This is a genomic window from Acinetobacter sp. BMW17 (assembly GCF_001592855.1).
GTDB classification, from domain to species: Bacteria; Pseudomonadota; Gammaproteobacteria; order Pseudomonadales; family Moraxellaceae; genus Acinetobacter; species Acinetobacter johnsonii.
Window position 1 is genome coordinate 94,120 of the sequence record NZ_LSOD01000007.1, and the last position, 14,859, is coordinate 108,978.

The window sequence follows — 14,859 nt, forward strand, 5'->3', positions numbered from 1 at the left end:
CTTGTGTTAATTGTTGGGGAAACTCCGCTCAGTATTGAAGATGTTGTGGCTGTAGCGCGTAAAGAAAAACAGGTGGCATTGCCTACCTCTGCTGAATGGACGGCATTGATTCAACGCGGTGCAGATTTCCTCGATCAGCTGTTGCAAGACGAAGGCGTTATTTATGGTGTGACCACGGGTTATGGCGACTCGTGCTTGGTTGAAATTCCAGCCCACCAAGTGCATGAGCTGCCGCTACATTTGTCGCGTTTTCATGGCTGCGGCATGGGACAAAACTTAGACTTAATTACCGCACGTGCTGTCGTGGTAGTGCGTTTATGTTCTTTAGCGCGTGGCTATTCGGGTGTTTCGCATGCCTTGTTACAGCGTTTGGTCTGGATGCTGAATGAAGATGTAATTCCTGTGATTCCATCGGAGGGTTCGGTGGGTGCCAGTGGGGATTTGACGCCTTTGTCTTATATCGCTGGGGCCTTGGTCGGTGAGCGCGATGTGTACTATCAAGGTCAGATCGTGCCGATTGCACAAGTGTATGCCGAAAAGGGTGTGCAGCCTTTGGTGATGCGTCCTAAAGAAGGCTTAGCTCTAATGAATGGTACAGCGGTCATGACCGCCATCGCCTGCCTGAATTATAAAAAAGCAGAACAGATTTCTTTTGCCAGTACCTTGATTACTGCACTGAATGTTTTAGCCCTTGAGGGCAATCCAAGCCATTTTGATGAAGTGTTGTTTGCGCAAAAACCTCATCCAGGACAGCAACATATTGCAGCCCAGTTACGTGACTGGTTAAACAGTGAGGTACAGACCGAGCACCAAAGTTCACGCCTGCAAGACCGTTATTCACTACGTTGTGCACCGCATGTGATTGGGGTGTTTGAAGACTCCAAAGTGTGGCTGCGTCAGTTTATTGAAAATGAGCTGAATTCGAGCAATGACAACCCATTGATTGACCCCGTGAACTTACGCGTACTGCATGGTGGACATTTCTATGGCGGACATATTGCCCAAGCTATGGATAGTCTAAAAATCATGATTGCCAATATTGCCGACTTAATGGATCGTCAATTGGCGCAGTTGGTAGACTACAAAATGAACAATGGCTTGCCACGCAATTTAACTGGCTCAAGTGCTGAGCGTTTGCCGCTGAATCATGGCTTTAAAGCGGTGCAAATTGGGGTTTCGGCATGGACAGCAGAAGCCTTGAAGCAGACGCTCGCTGCGTCAATTTTCTCACGATCAACCGAATGTCATAATCAAGATAAAGTCAGTATGGGTACCATTGCCGCGCGTGATGCCAGCCGTGTCATTACCCTGACCGAACAAGTGATTGCAGCACTCAGTTGTGCAGCGGTTCAGGCGGTCAAACTCAAAGGTGTAGATACAGAACTCAGCCCTGTTTTAACCGCATTTCAACACTGGGTGCTTCAGAGCTTCACCTATGTAGAGGAAGATCGTCCTTTGCAACAGGAACTCCAGATCTTGGTTAATCGTTTTGAGAGTTTAGAGCTGTTAAATCGTGTTGCTGTTGAATCCGCATAGGAAATGAGCATGTATGCTGATGTAATTATTGAAGTGCCCTTTCATGATGTCGATACCATGCATGTGGTATGGCACGGTCATTATTTAAAATATTTTGAAATTGCACGTTGCAAACTGTTGGATCAATTTCACTATAACTATAATCAAATGCGTGACTCAGGCTATGCATGGCCTGTGATTGAAAGCTATGTCCGTTATGTACAAGGCATTGAGTTCGAACAGAAAATTCGCGTGCGTGCCATTTTGAAAGAATGGGAAAACCGCCTGAAAATTGAATATCTGATTTTTGATGCGGTTTCGGGCAGAAAGCTGACCAAGGGCTTTACTTCTCAAGTGGCGGTACACATTGAAAAACGTGAAATGTGCTTCCAATCGCCACAGGTATTGTTGGACTGTTTAAATGCATGGCCTGAGTTTAAGGCGGAGTAATGCAAGCATGATTCGACACAAATTTTTTAAGCCGATTTTGGTTGTGTGTACAGCCAGTGTGATGACTTTGCTTGCTCCCGCAGCGAATGCACAAAATACTGAATTGAAGCAGGTGTTTGCTCAGCTCGGTGCAACGCCTGTGGTACGTGCCCAATTTGAGCAGCAGAAAAAACTGGCAGCGTTGAATAAAACCTATGTGTCCAAAGGCACGGTGCTGTTCAGCAAAAACCAAGGTGTGCTGTGGCAGATTCAAAGTCCGGTTAAAGCTGATTTGGTGGTGACACCGCGTAAGTTGGTACAAAAGACGCAGCGTACTAGCAGTCAAATTGAAGTCGACAAAACCCCGTATGGCTCTGTAGCGACGATGTTTTTACAGTTGATGTCGGGCAATGAAGCGGCACTCACTAAAAACTTTAATGTGGTGTCGGCCAATTACAGTCCGACGCAGTGGAATGTCAGCTTGACGCCGAAAAGCAGTCTATTTAAAAAGCTTTTTGTTCAAGTTGATGCGCAAGGTCAGCGTTATGTGGACCGTATTACAATTTTGGAACAAGCCAACAACCGCACTATCATTCGTTTTAGCCAGCAAACTGCTCAACCTCAAACTTTAACGGCTGCGGAAAATGCGCTTTTCCAATTGGCAAAATAAGTTTAGCGCCCTTTGGCTACTGATTTTGTGTGTCATTGCTTTGGCACTGGGCGCGGCGTGGCTGAATAAAGGCATTAAGATTGAGACCAATATTTTTGCTTTGCTGCCAGAGGCCCATCAAGATGCTCATCTGGAACAAGCACAGCAATATGTCAGTCAGCAGTTAAATGACAAAGTTTTTGTGGTGTTGGATGCCAAAACGGATCAGCAACTCGAACAGGCAACGCAAGCACTCAAAACCCAAGCCGACCAAAGTCAGATGTTTTTACCTGTTCGTCCACAGCTGGATCCTGATCAATTTGCCCAAGCGCTGTATCAGCACAAAGCAGGGCTATTATCCAAGACCGATCAGCAGATTGTGCAGGAGCAGGATGATGCCGCACTGATAGAGCAGGGCTTGTTACAACTGATGAGTCTCGGCATGCCGATTACGGCTGAAATGCTCAAGCAAGACCCTTTGTTGCTGTTTCCGCGTTATGCAGTCGGTTTAAGTTCCTTACAAAGTAATGCCGATGTCAATTTAGAGCAGGGCTTTGCGACCATTCGTGATGAGCGAGGTATCTCGCGCCTGATGGTGCTTCAGCTCAATAACAGTCCTTATAATATTGCCTACCAAGAGCAGACCGCTGCGTTTATCCAAAATATCAATCAGCAGCTCAACCAGTTGCAAGTTAAACCGCACTGGACAGGTACGCTGCTGTTTGCACAGTTCGGCACTAACTCTGCCAAAGAGGAAATTTCCACCATTGGCGTGGGTTCGACCATCGGGATTTTGCTTCTAGTCTGGTTTGGCTTCCGTTCGATACGACCCATGCTGACGGAAATGGTTGCAGTCGGCACAGGCAGCTTAGTGGCCTTTGCTGTGACCTATTGGGTTTTCGGCGAAATTCACCTAATGACACTGGTCTTTGGCGCCAGTCTGATTGGAGTCTGTGTCGATTTTTCATTTTATTTTATGGCCATGCAGTCTCAGCACCGAAAGATCGATGGATTTGCTGTTTTAAAACCATTGCTGCCGAGTCTATTTGTGGGTCTGATGACCACACTGTTGGCCTATGTGGTGCTGAGTTTTACCCCATTTCCAGGTTTTAAACAAATTGCAGTCTTTTCCATGGTTGGATTGAGTGCTGCATGGGTGACCAGTATTTTATTACTGCCACGTTTGCCTGCGCTGAATGCGGAACCTGCGATACGTGCTTTGGGCTTTATTGGCAAAGCACGCAGTTATGTGCAAAACCACAACACGCTGCGTTATGGCATGATTGCACTGATTCTACTGGTGACAGGCAGCAGTCTCGCCTTTCTGAAAAGCAATGATGACATCCGTAACTTACAAAGTATGGATGCCACCTTAAAGCAGGAAGATCAATATATTCGTTCGCGCTTTATGCAACAGCAAAGCAGTGAATATTTTGTGGTACAGGGCAGAACCCCAGCAGAGTTAGAGCAGCGCGAACAGCAACTGTTGGCAGAGCTTGCGCCCTTGCAGCAGGCTGGCAAGTTAGATGCTGTACAAGCTTTAGGGCAGTGGATTCCATCGCTTGAGCAGCAGAAGCACAATATTGCAATGTTACAGGCGATTCCTCAGCCCGCTTTGGTGAAATATGCGCAAGCACTACAGCTCAATACCGCCGATGTTTTAAACTGGCAAGCGCATTTAAAAGACCAACCGTTGCTGACCGAAGCAGTCTTTAAAGATCATCCCTTGCATTTTTTGCAGATGAGTCCGACGCAACGTTTGGTGATGCTGCAAAATGTGCATGATGTTAAAGCCATACAGCAGCTTGAAGATGCGGATGTACAACTGTTACGTCCCGTTCATCAATTATCTGAGTTGTTTAAACAGCATCGTGTGCAGGCACAGTGGCTATTGCTCAGCGCTTTGCTGATGTTAGCTGTTGGCTTAGGCGCACTTTATGGCAAAAAATCAATTCTGCCTTTGGTGTTGCCTGTCAGTATGGCTCTAATGACCACGTTTGCGATTCAAGCCTGGCTCGGTGTCGAGATTAATTTATTCAGCATTATGGGCACCTTCCTGATTATTGGGATTGGGGTGGACTATGCGATTTTCTACCGCCACGGACATGATCACCCGCAGGTGGTGGGTATGGCTTTGTTCCTGTGCATGATGTCGACGTTTTTTAGTTTTGGTTTGCTGTCTTTTAGTCATACTTATGCCATTCACAGTTTTGGCTTAACAGTGTTGCTGGGCGTTATTTTTTCATTTATTTATGCCACACTTTTTACATCCTCCGATGCAAAACATGTGGTGGTTCAACAATATCAGCCAAAGAGCTGAGTCAAAGGGTACAGTGCAATGAGCACCATGCAACAGACAGATGTTTTAATTATTGGGGCGGGACCATCAGGCAGCTCGGCTGCAGCTTTGCTGCGTCAAAAAGGTTACCAAGTCACGGTCATCGAAAAGCAATTTTTTCCGCGTTTTTCCATCGGCGAGTCTTTATTGCCGCAGTGTATGGTGTTTTTAGAAGAAGCGGGTTTATTGGAAACGGTGCGTGCGCATGCCGACGAATATGCCTTTCAGTTTAAAAATGGCGCGGCTTTTTTAAGAGGCACGCAGCGCAGTTTTTATGACTTTACTCAAAAGTTTAGCGAAGGCCCGGGCACTACATGGCAAGTACGACGTGCCAACTTTGACCAACTTTTGGCGCAGCAAGCTGAAAAAATGGGCGTAGATATCCGTTTTGGTCATGAAGTTTTGGCGGTCGATGTGGCATCCACACAGCCGATTTTGACGGTGGAAGATGCGCAAGGTGACAGCTATCAAATTCAAGGCAAGTTCCTCTTAGATGCCAGCGGCTTTGGCCGCATTCTGCCGAAGTTTCTCGATTTAGAAAGTCCGTCGGATTTTCCAGTGCGCCGTGCGGTCTTTACCCACATTGAAGACGGTCTATTGAATGACCCTGAATTTGACCGTGAGAAAATTTTAATTACTGTGCATGAAAAAGACCACCGTGCATGGTATTGGCTGATTCCCTTTGCCGATGGACGTTCTTCATTTGGCATTGTGGCGGAGCAGGATTTCTTTGAAAAATACGGTTATGACGGCAGTGCAGATTATGACCTAGAAGCCTTGCAGAAACATATTTTAGCCGATGATGCCAGCTTGTCGCATGTACTGCGTCATGCCAAACATGATACTCCTGTGCGTACTTTGGTGGGCTACTCTGCCGATGTGAAACATTTGGCATCTGAAAACTACGCACTGCTGGGCAATGCAGGTGAGTTCCTCGATCCTGTCTTTTCTTCAGGTGTAACGATTGCCTTAAAATCGTCTAGTCTAGCCGTGCCTTTGGTCGAGCAAGTGCTACAAGGTCAGGTGGTCGATTGGATGGAGCAATATGAAAAGCCTTTACGTAAAGGTATTCAAGTGTTCCGTGCCTATGTTGAATCATGGTATTCAGGAGAGTTTCAGGATGTGGTGTTTTCAAAGAATCAAGATGAGAAGATCCGCCGCATGATTGCATCTTTACTGGCGGGTTATGCATGGGATACGAATAACCCGATTCATCGCAATGCCAAGCAACGTTTAAAGACGTTGGCCGAATATTGCCGAGAAGAACAACCAAAAAAAGAGTCACTGATCGATGAAACTTAAGCTGCGTTTGAAAACTGCCAGTTGGGTTTTAGCCAGTGCTTTGCTCTGTAGTGCCTGCCAAAGTTGGATCCCTAAAGCGCAAGGACTCGCGACCCCAGAGTGGGCTGCGCAAAATTACCAGCGCCAAGATCAAATTGAAGTGCAGTGGAAAAGCCAGAGTTTCAGTTTTTTACTGTACCAGCAGCAACGTGGACAGTCGCTTGATATGCTAGCACTGAGCCTCACAGGACAGCAGTTATTCAAGCTCAGTTTTGATGGTCGAAAGGTAGACGTTGAACAGCGGATTGAGCCGATGAAATTGTTGCCTTTTGATTATGTGGTGCGCGATATTCTGTATGCGACCTATCCCAATTTTGCTAGGTTACATGCTGCTCAAAATGCTGTCGTGCAGAAAGACGATACCATTTATATACAGCAGCAGCCTGTGTTGAAAATTCAGCAAAATGATGGGGTAATTGAGCTGGATAATCTGCAAGTGCCTTATCAGATGGTCATCAGCGCGGTGAGCAATACTTTAGAAGATGATCAAGGTGACCATCATGACTAAAAATCTACAGCCTGTTCCAGCTGTTGGCATTCAGTTCAGTGCTGCGCTGTCGGCTTTGGGACACAATGCCGCTGAGCTTCAACATGCCTTAACAAGCACCGAAAATACCTTATCCCAACGAGAGGATCTGATCGCGGGGCGTACAGTATGGGTAGGTACATCTGACCAAGCCTTGCTTCAAGCAGTTCCTGCAAGCTTGAGCGGTGCAGACTCACGGAATTTACGCTTTGCCCTGACGGCTCTGGCACAAATTGAAACCGAGATTCATGCTTATACTGCACAGTTTCCTAGACAACGTCTCGCAGTGATTATCGGCACGTCAACCTCAGGCATCGCGGATAATGAGCCTGTATTGAAAGCTCAGTTTCAACAGCCAGCACCACAGTCCGTACAGCACCAAAAACAAGAAATGGGCAGTTTAGCGAAAGCCTTACAACAGTACTTGGGTTGGGAAGGGCCTGCCTATACTATTTCTACTGCCTGTTCCTCTGCGGCTAAAGCGATGGCAGCGGGGCAACGTCTGCTGAATGCTAATTTGGCCGATGCGGTCTTAGTCGGAGGAGTCGACACCCTATGCAAGCTGACCTTAAATGGTTTTGATAGTTTAGAAAGTTTATCGAGCGGAATTTGCCAGCCCTGTGGTGCCAACCGTGACGGCATTAATATTGGTGAAGCCGCAGGACTTTTTTTACTCTCTAAAGCGCCTGCCCCTGTGATGTTACTGTCGAGCGGCGAGTCAATGGATGCATGGCATATTTCAGCACCACATCCAGAAGGGAAAGGGGCTGCGGAGGCGATGCAAAAAGCTTTAGACGCTGCACAGCTTCAAGCAAGCGATATTGATTATTTAAATTTGCATGGCACATCCACACCGCAAAATGATGCGATGGAAATTAAGGCGGTACAGACTGTTTTCTCAGATGCAGCTGTGGCCTTGAGCAGCACCAAACATAAAACGGGGCACTGTCTGGGGGCAGCGGGTGCAATCGAAGCTTTTATTTGCCAGCAGGTTTTATTAGATCAATCCTGGTTGCCGCTGCATCATACAGGCGAATTGGACGATGCTTTGGCTGGGCAAAACTATCTGTTTACACCGCATTTGAATACACCCATTCGCTATGCGATGAGTAATTCTTTTGCTTTTGGGGGGAGCAATATCAGTTTAATTTTCGGGACGGCTTTGCCATGATGGATGCAGTACAGTTTATTCCGCATGCGAAACCGATGGTTTTCGTGAGCCATTTGATTGAAGCCAATGATGAATTTGCTATTGCAGAACTTCACATCACGCCAGATTTGATGTTTTTTGAGCCAGAAGGCTTGCCCACATGGAGCAGCATTGAGTTGATGGCGCAGACCATTAGTGCCTATGCCGGTTATAAAGGACAAACTCAGGACTTGCCACCGAAAATTGGCTTTTTATTGGGAACGCGTAAAATGCAGTTACCTTGTGCCTATTTTAGTTTGGGCACAACCGTGCGGATTCGAGTAGAACAAAGTTATCTGCACGAAGGTTTGGGGCAGTTTAATTGTGAAATTGAATATCAAGAACATCGGTTCAGCGCCATGTTGAGCGTATTTGAGCCTGAAAATATGAATGAAATCATTGGAAAATTAGTGTGAACAGAAGAATTTTAGTCACGGGTTCGAGTCGTGGAATAGGTAAAGCGATTGCTTTGGAGTTGGCAAAGGCAGGCTTTGATGTCACGGTCCATGCTCGTTCAAGACAGTCTGAGGCCGAAGCGGTGGCTCAGGAAATTCAAGCGCTTGGACAGGCCAGCCATGTACTGATGTTCGATGTGAATGAGCGTGAAAAGATTGCCGCTATTTTAGAGCAAGATATAGCACAGCATGGTGCTTTTTACGGCGCTGTGTTGAATGCAGGATTAACCCGTGATGGTGCTTTCCCTGCACTGACTGATGAAGACTGGGATGACGTGGTCTCGACCTCTCTGAACGGTTTTTATAATGTGCTAAAACCCCTGATGATGCCGATGATCCGCTTGAAAAAGGGCGGACGTATTGTGACCTTGTCTTCAGTGTCAGGAATCATGGGGAATCGTGGTCAGGTGAATTATAGCGCTGCCAAAGCAGGCTTGATTGGTGCGACCAAAGCATTGGCACTGGAATTGGCAAAACGCAAAATTACGGTGAACTGTGTGGCTCCGGGCTTGATTGAAACCGAAATGGTCACGGAAGAAGTGAAAGAACATGCCTTGAAAATGATCCCGATGCAGCGCATGGGGCAGGTGGAAGAGGTTGCAAAAGCGGTGAAGTTTTTATGTAGTGATGATGCCAGTTATATCACCCGCCAAGTGATTTCAGTCAATGGAGGCTTGATCTAATGAAACGTGTTGTTGTGACAGGCATGTCTGGGATTACCTCTTTGGGGGAAACCGCAGAGCAAATTTTTGAGCAGTTTGCACAAGGGAAAAGCGGTATTCGCTATATGCCTGACTGGGAAATTTATCCTGATTTACGCAGTAAATTGGCTGGTCCAGTAGAGTCATTTACTGTACCGAAGCATTTTAACCGTAAGGTGACCCGTGGCATGGGGCGTGTTGCTTTAATGTCTGCTGTATGTGCTGAAAAAGCATTGGAAGATGCAGGTTTACTACATGCTGATATCTTAAAAAGTGGCGATGCAGGCGTGGCTTTTGGTTCCTCTGCGGGCAGTGTGGATGCGGTGCGTGAGTTTGGCGCCATGCTGATTGAGCACAATATGAGTCAACTGAATGCCACGACCTACATTCGTATGATGTCGCATACCAGTGCGGTCAATATGACGGTGTATTTCGGTCTAAAAGGTTTAACGCTGCCGACCTCAAGTGCCTGTACTTCAGGTTCCATGGCCATTGGTCAAGCTTATGAAGCGATCAAATATGGCAAACAAACTGTGATGATTGCAGGTGGGGCAGAAGAGCTCAGTGCAGCCGGTTCAGCCGTGTTCGACGTGCTGTTGGCGACTAGTGTGCAAAATGACCATCCAGAGACAACCCCGCGGCCCTTTGACGCAGACCGGGATGGTTTGGTGGTCGGTGAAGGTGCAGGTTGTTTGATTTTAGAAGAATATGAACATGCTCAAGCGCGTGGCGCGACCATTTATGCTGAGATCGTCGGTTATGGTAGCAATACCGATGGTCAGCATGTGACTCGACCTGATTCTGAAATGATGGGGCGCTGCATGCAGTTGGCACTGAAAGATGCACAGCTGAGTGCGGTGGATATTGACTATGTCAATGCGCATGGTACTTCAACCGATCAGGGGGATATTGCCGAATCACAAGCAACCGCGCGTATCTTGGGTAAAAAGCCAATTAGCTCATTAAAAAGTTATTTTGGGCATACGCTCGGGGCGTGTGGGGCAATTGAGGCATGGCTGAGTATTGAAATGATGCGACGCAATCAGCTGGTGCCTACGCTGAATTTAAATCAGATTGACAGCGCTTGTGGTGATCTGGATTATATTGTTTCAGACATGCGTTCAGCAGAAACGCAAATGATGATGAGCAACAATTTTGCTTTTGGGGGGATTAATACCTCCCTGATTTTTAAACGTGTCTAATAAGATAAGGGTAGAACCATGTTATTCAAAAAAATCTGTGCAGCCGCTGTGTTGTCTTTAGGAGCGATTGCATCGGCTCAAGCGGCTGACAAAATGTATGATTTTAAATTTCAAGAAGCTGTAAACCGTGCTGTTGCAGATGGCGTGCTAGATGGCTCAGTAAAATTTTATTTGGCGGGAACCAAGTCGGGCGGCAAGGTGATTGAAAAAGGCTTAGTGACCAATAAAAAGACCAATGGTTTTGCCAAATCTGCGGAAAGTTCATGTGATCACGTACTTCGTTCAGCACTAATTCAATTCCAGAATACCGCCAAAGCCAGTGGTGCAAATGCTGTGACTAATCTGGTGAGTTTCTATAAGTCGAATGAAACACGTAGTACCACCACCTACCAATGCGCGAAAGGAACTGCGATGGCGGGTGTTGCGTTGAAAGCGGATTTGGTGAAGTTTTAATATTGAATGATTTAAATGGCCTGATTCAATGCAAAATTTAACATAAGCCATTTTTAAAATTTGATCCGTATATAAATCTAATATTTAACGAACAATAGATACTGGGATATTTCAGGCTCGCAAAGTCATTTGCGGGCCTGAAATCTTTATTCTTCTTGATTTTTCATGCGTAAAAATGAGCTCATTCATTAGATTCTATTCTCGGCAAAAATAAAGAAAAATGATTGCAATTAAAGAGTGTTAGAGCGTCTCCAAAAGTCTGCGTCTTTCCCAGAGATGAGTTATACCTCATGACGAAAAAGGCGATTTTGATCATTATTTTTGATAGATAAAATACCTTTATGAGGTAAAAACCAACCTTTTTGGTTGGCTTTACATAAAGTAACAAAAATTTAAAAATACGATTGTAAATAAAAACTTAAATAATGTGATTTGTAAAACATAAAGCGTTGTGTTTAACTCAAAAAAAATGAACAATAAGAAAGCTTTTAATGTGATTTTTAATGCGAATGGTTTCCACTTTGAACCAGTGTATGCAGGCGATCTATAGATTTTTAAAAGTTGGAATTAGGTTAGGTTGTGTAGATATTTTAAACAATTTTTGAATCCCTATTTTTTGGGATTTTAATATAGGACAGATGTATTTTATTGCAAAAATTCAGTGCTAAGATAATTGATAATGGAAAACTTAGAAGCTAAGTTGAATCGTCAATTGATATCCGAAACTGATCAGTTAAAGAACTTTCTAGTACATGACACCTTTCATTTAGTGACTCAGTTTAAAGCTTCAAAATACTTAAAAATGAAACTCGAAAAAGGATGTACACATGGATCAGAAAGCCACGTTAATTGATAAAAAGTCTCACCAAGGCATCGAGATAAATGCATCAGACAAAATCCAATTGTCAGCGCAGAACCCCTCGGTCGTTCAACTTAAAATCTCTTCAGAAGATATTAAAGAATACAAAAAGGAAGGTAACAATCTCGTTGTTGTTTTAAAAAGTGGTGAATTAATAACAATAATGGGCTTTTTTGATGCAGATAACAGCCTTGTTTTACAAGATGATGTTAATCATAAATTGCTCTGGGTTGAGTTTAGCTCTAATGGTGAAGCATTAAGTGCGACCTATGCAGAACTCAATGATGTAGGGCCACTATTATATGGTGAGAATGATGCTGCTTCTCCATGGGCTTGGGCCGCAGTTCCATTGACTGCAGGCGGCATTTTAGCTTGGGCAGGGCATGATTCAGGAAATGATTCTGATAAGGGGATAGGCGAAACGAACGAAGGACCAAGTGCCCCAGAATCAGTGGTGATTGGTAATGGTGATGAATGGATTACAGCAGATGAAATTGACGCAGACGGCAAAGTCGACGTTAAGATTGATTTACCTGCAGATGCAGTCGCTGGTGACCGTGTTATCGTCAATGGAGAAGAAACAGTCTTGACGGCTGACGACATTGCTGCTGGTGAAATCATCGTTAAAGTGGATGCGCCGAATGAAGGCGAAACATTAGAAGTTGATGTGATCATCAAAGATAAAGACGGTAACGAGTCGGATCCGACTCAAGCAGAAGCAACTGTGGATACTACAGCACCCTCAGCACCAGATTCGGTCATCATTGGTAATGGCGATGAATGGATCTCCGCAGATGAAATTGATGCAGATGGCAAAGTCGACGTTACGATTGACTTACCCGTAGATGTCGTAGCTGGTGACAGTGTTATCGTCAACGGTGAAGAAACAGTATTGACGGCTGACGACATTACTGCAGGTGAAATCATCGTTAAAGTGGATTCACCGAACGAAGGTGAAACATTAGAAGTTGAAGTAAGCATTAAAGATGCTGCTGGTAACGAATCTGACGAGGTTTTGGCGGAAGCCACGGTGGATAGTGTACTACCCGTCGTCGAGATAGAAGCGGTAACCCCGATTGATAATGATGACCCAGCAGATGGTGTTGCAGATCAAGTACTGATTACAGGGACATCGGATGAACCGAATGCACCGGTGGTGATCAAAGACAAAGATGGCAACACGATCTGGGAAGGCGAGACCGATGGTACGGGTGCATTCAGCGCGACAGTAGACACAGCTGCGGTTCAGGCAGGTGATGATGTCACAGTAGAAGTGACGGATAAGGCTGGGAATACAGGTACAGATACAGCAACGGCTGGGGACTTAATCTTTACAAATGATCCATTGGTATTAGTAGATGATGCTGTAAGTACATCTTTGGTTGATCAGAGTGTGGATACAACCAATAAACTTGCTACTTATAATGAAGGAGCAATTTTAGGGATCTTGGAAGGGCAGTCTCAGATTGGAAAAGTCAACTTTGATGTGACTGGTGGGGCGAAGGATGCTGTGATTGTGGTTGAAAGTACAAATCTAGTCACTGTTGCAAATGCATTTAGTTTTGAAGTAGTGAATAACGCTACAGGTGAGGTATTTACTGTTGCAGCAGCTAGTTCAAGTCAAGGAGGATTGATTGCAGGTGCACTTGGTTTACAGGCACTTGGTGTAGTTGACGATGGTTCTTGTTTAAGACTAGATATTAAAGATCTGCCCGAAGGTAATTATAGTGTTATTGTACATGGCGATAGCTCTAAACTAGCAGACATTTTAGAAACAGTGAAATTAAGCGAACTTGGCAGTAATACTGTGAATGATGTCATTCAAGATACTGTAAAAGGACTAGTGAAAGATGTTTTGGTCAATGCCGATGATACTGTCTTAGAGGGTATTCTAGAACAGTTAACATTGCAGGAAGTGTTAGATTTAGCGAAAACGACCAATGTGTCAACGGCTCTGATTAATACATTAGAAACTTTACTGAATACAGTAGATACCGTTTTATCTTTACTCAATCCATTCGGTGATAATACTGCAGTAGCAGCAGAGCTCTTAAATACTTCGGTTGGTGATATTCTGGCAGGTAATTCTACAGGCTTATTGGGTAGTTTAATTAGCACTTTGGGTTTAGGGGCCACATTAGGTGGTCTTGTAAATGGTTTGCTTGCTCAAGTCGATAACCTTGGTGAAGTTATTTATAATGAAGTCGTTGAACCATTAATTGATGATGTTATTACTGATGCTCTGTTACAAGACACTGGGTTAGCTGATCTTTTAGGTGGATTGCTTGGCGGGATAAATCAGATATTGAGTAGTTTAGGGCTTGGTGGCTTGTTACCTGCTGCCGATGACTTGTTAACCATAGTTGCAGAAAATATTTTAAGCAACCCTGTATCATTATTCCCTGATATTACCGCTGATGTTTATGCTGTTAATGAAAAAACATATGTTGCCGAAGGGAATGTGCTTGCGAACGATGACGTTGTAAATGGTTTAATCATTGAAGTCAACGGAGTTCCTATTACCTTCAACCAAACAGATGTAAATGGCAATTACGCTATCATCACAGGTAATCACGGCACATTACATCTTTACGAAGATGGGCATTATATCTATACGTCCACAGTAACATCAGGAAATGCTACTTCAGTAGTTGATGATTTCACGTATACCGTTCAAGACGAGTATAACAATACTGAAGATGCCGTTTTAACCATCACAACAGATCCAGTAAATGAGACCATCGATTTCTCTGGTACAGCTAGCGATGATATTTTGCAGGGTGGTGCTGGTGATGACATTCTGACTGGTGGAGATGGTGCAGATACTGCTATCTATTACTTGTTAGATAATGCGGATGCAACGGGTGGCAATGGTACAGATACTTGGACCGACTTTGAGCTTGGTGCTGATGCAGACAAGATCGATATTTCGGCGTTACTGGATGGTCTGCAAACATCAGCTAATATTGGGGATTATATTTCAGTAGAAACCAATGCGGATGGTAAAGCAGTGATTAGTATTGACCGTGATGGTGCGAGTAATGGATTTTCTGCGTCAGATCTTTTGGTTTTGGATAATATTTCTCCAGCAGATTTAAACTTAACAAATGACCAACTGTTAAATAGTCTGTTAAATAACAACCAAATTGTTTACTAAGTAATCAACATGTAATTCATCAGAAAAGGTACTGTGTGAATATAT

Annotated in this window: 12 protein-coding genes; all 12 read left to right on the plus strand. The window is 44.6% G+C overall.

Annotation, left to right across the window (positions count from 1 at the left end):
* Positions 1-3 precede the first annotated feature (3 nt).
* Positions 4-1,536 (plus strand): aromatic amino acid ammonia-lyase, encoded by a 1,533-nt coding sequence (locus AXW61_RS01415; protein WP_062031666.1) that lies wholly within the window; start codon positions 4-6, stop codon positions 1,534-1,536.
* Positions 1,537-1,545: 9 nt separating this feature from the next.
* Positions 1,546-1,965, plus strand: a complete 420-nt coding sequence (locus AXW61_RS01420) for an acyl-CoA thioesterase (protein ID WP_062031669.1) — start codon at positions 1,546-1,548, stop codon at positions 1,963-1,965.
* 61 nt (positions 1,966-2,026) lie between these two features.
* Positions 2,027-2,614 (plus strand): outer membrane lipoprotein carrier protein LolA, encoded by a 588-nt coding sequence (locus AXW61_RS01425; RefSeq protein WP_240487426.1) that lies wholly within the window; start codon positions 2,027-2,029, stop codon positions 2,612-2,614.
* Entirely contained in the window at positions 2,589-4,913 is a 2,325-nt protein-coding gene (locus AXW61_RS01430) for a hypothetical protein (protein WP_062031674.1), read from the plus strand. The genes AXW61_RS01425 and AXW61_RS01430 overlap by 26 nt, the downstream gene beginning before the upstream one ends.
* An 18-nt stretch (positions 4,914-4,931) precedes the next feature.
* Positions 4,932-6,233, plus strand: a complete 1,302-nt coding sequence (locus AXW61_RS01435; protein ID WP_062031676.1) for an NAD(P)/FAD-dependent oxidoreductase — start codon at positions 4,932-4,934, stop codon at positions 6,231-6,233.
* Positions 6,223-6,780, plus strand: coding sequence for a DUF3261 domain-containing protein (locus AXW61_RS01440; protein ID WP_062031679.1), 558 nt, complete (start codon positions 6,223-6,225; stop codon positions 6,778-6,780). The genes AXW61_RS01435 and AXW61_RS01440 overlap by 11 nt, the downstream gene beginning before the upstream one ends.
* Complete coding sequence (locus AXW61_RS01445) at positions 6,773-7,969, plus strand: beta-ketoacyl-[acyl-carrier-protein] synthase family protein (RefSeq protein ID WP_062031682.1); 1,197 nt, start codon at positions 6,773-6,775, stop codon at positions 7,967-7,969. Before AXW61_RS01440 ends, AXW61_RS01445 begins: the two co-directional genes overlap by 8 nt.
* A complete protein-coding gene (locus tag AXW61_RS01450) occupies positions 7,966-8,403 on the plus strand; it encodes a hypothetical protein (protein ID WP_062031684.1) in 438 nt (145 codons plus the stop codon). Before AXW61_RS01445 ends, AXW61_RS01450 begins: the two co-directional genes overlap by 4 nt.
* The gene (locus AXW61_RS01455) at positions 8,400-9,125 is read left to right on the plus strand and encodes a 3-ketoacyl-ACP reductase FabG2 (RefSeq protein ID WP_062031687.1); all 726 of its coding nucleotides are present in this window, start codon (positions 8,400-8,402) and stop codon (positions 9,123-9,125) included. Before AXW61_RS01450 ends, AXW61_RS01455 begins: the two co-directional genes overlap by 4 nt.
* Positions 9,125-10,345 (plus strand): beta-ketoacyl-ACP synthase, encoded by a 1,221-nt coding sequence (locus AXW61_RS01460; protein WP_062031690.1) that lies wholly within the window; start codon positions 9,125-9,127, stop codon positions 10,343-10,345. The genes AXW61_RS01455 and AXW61_RS01460 overlap by 1 nt, the downstream gene beginning before the upstream one ends.
* Before the next feature lie 18 nt (positions 10,346-10,363).
* On the plus strand, positions 10,364-10,798 hold the full coding sequence (locus AXW61_RS01465; protein WP_062031692.1) for a hypothetical protein: 435 nt from the start codon (positions 10,364-10,366) through the stop codon (positions 10,796-10,798).
* Positions 10,799-11,625: 827 nt separating this feature from the next.
* Positions 11,626-14,814, plus strand: coding sequence for a BapA prefix-like domain-containing protein (locus tag AXW61_RS01470; RefSeq protein ID WP_062031695.1), 3,189 nt, complete (start codon positions 11,626-11,628; stop codon positions 14,812-14,814).
* The last annotated feature ends 45 nt before the right edge of the window (positions 14,815-14,859 follow it).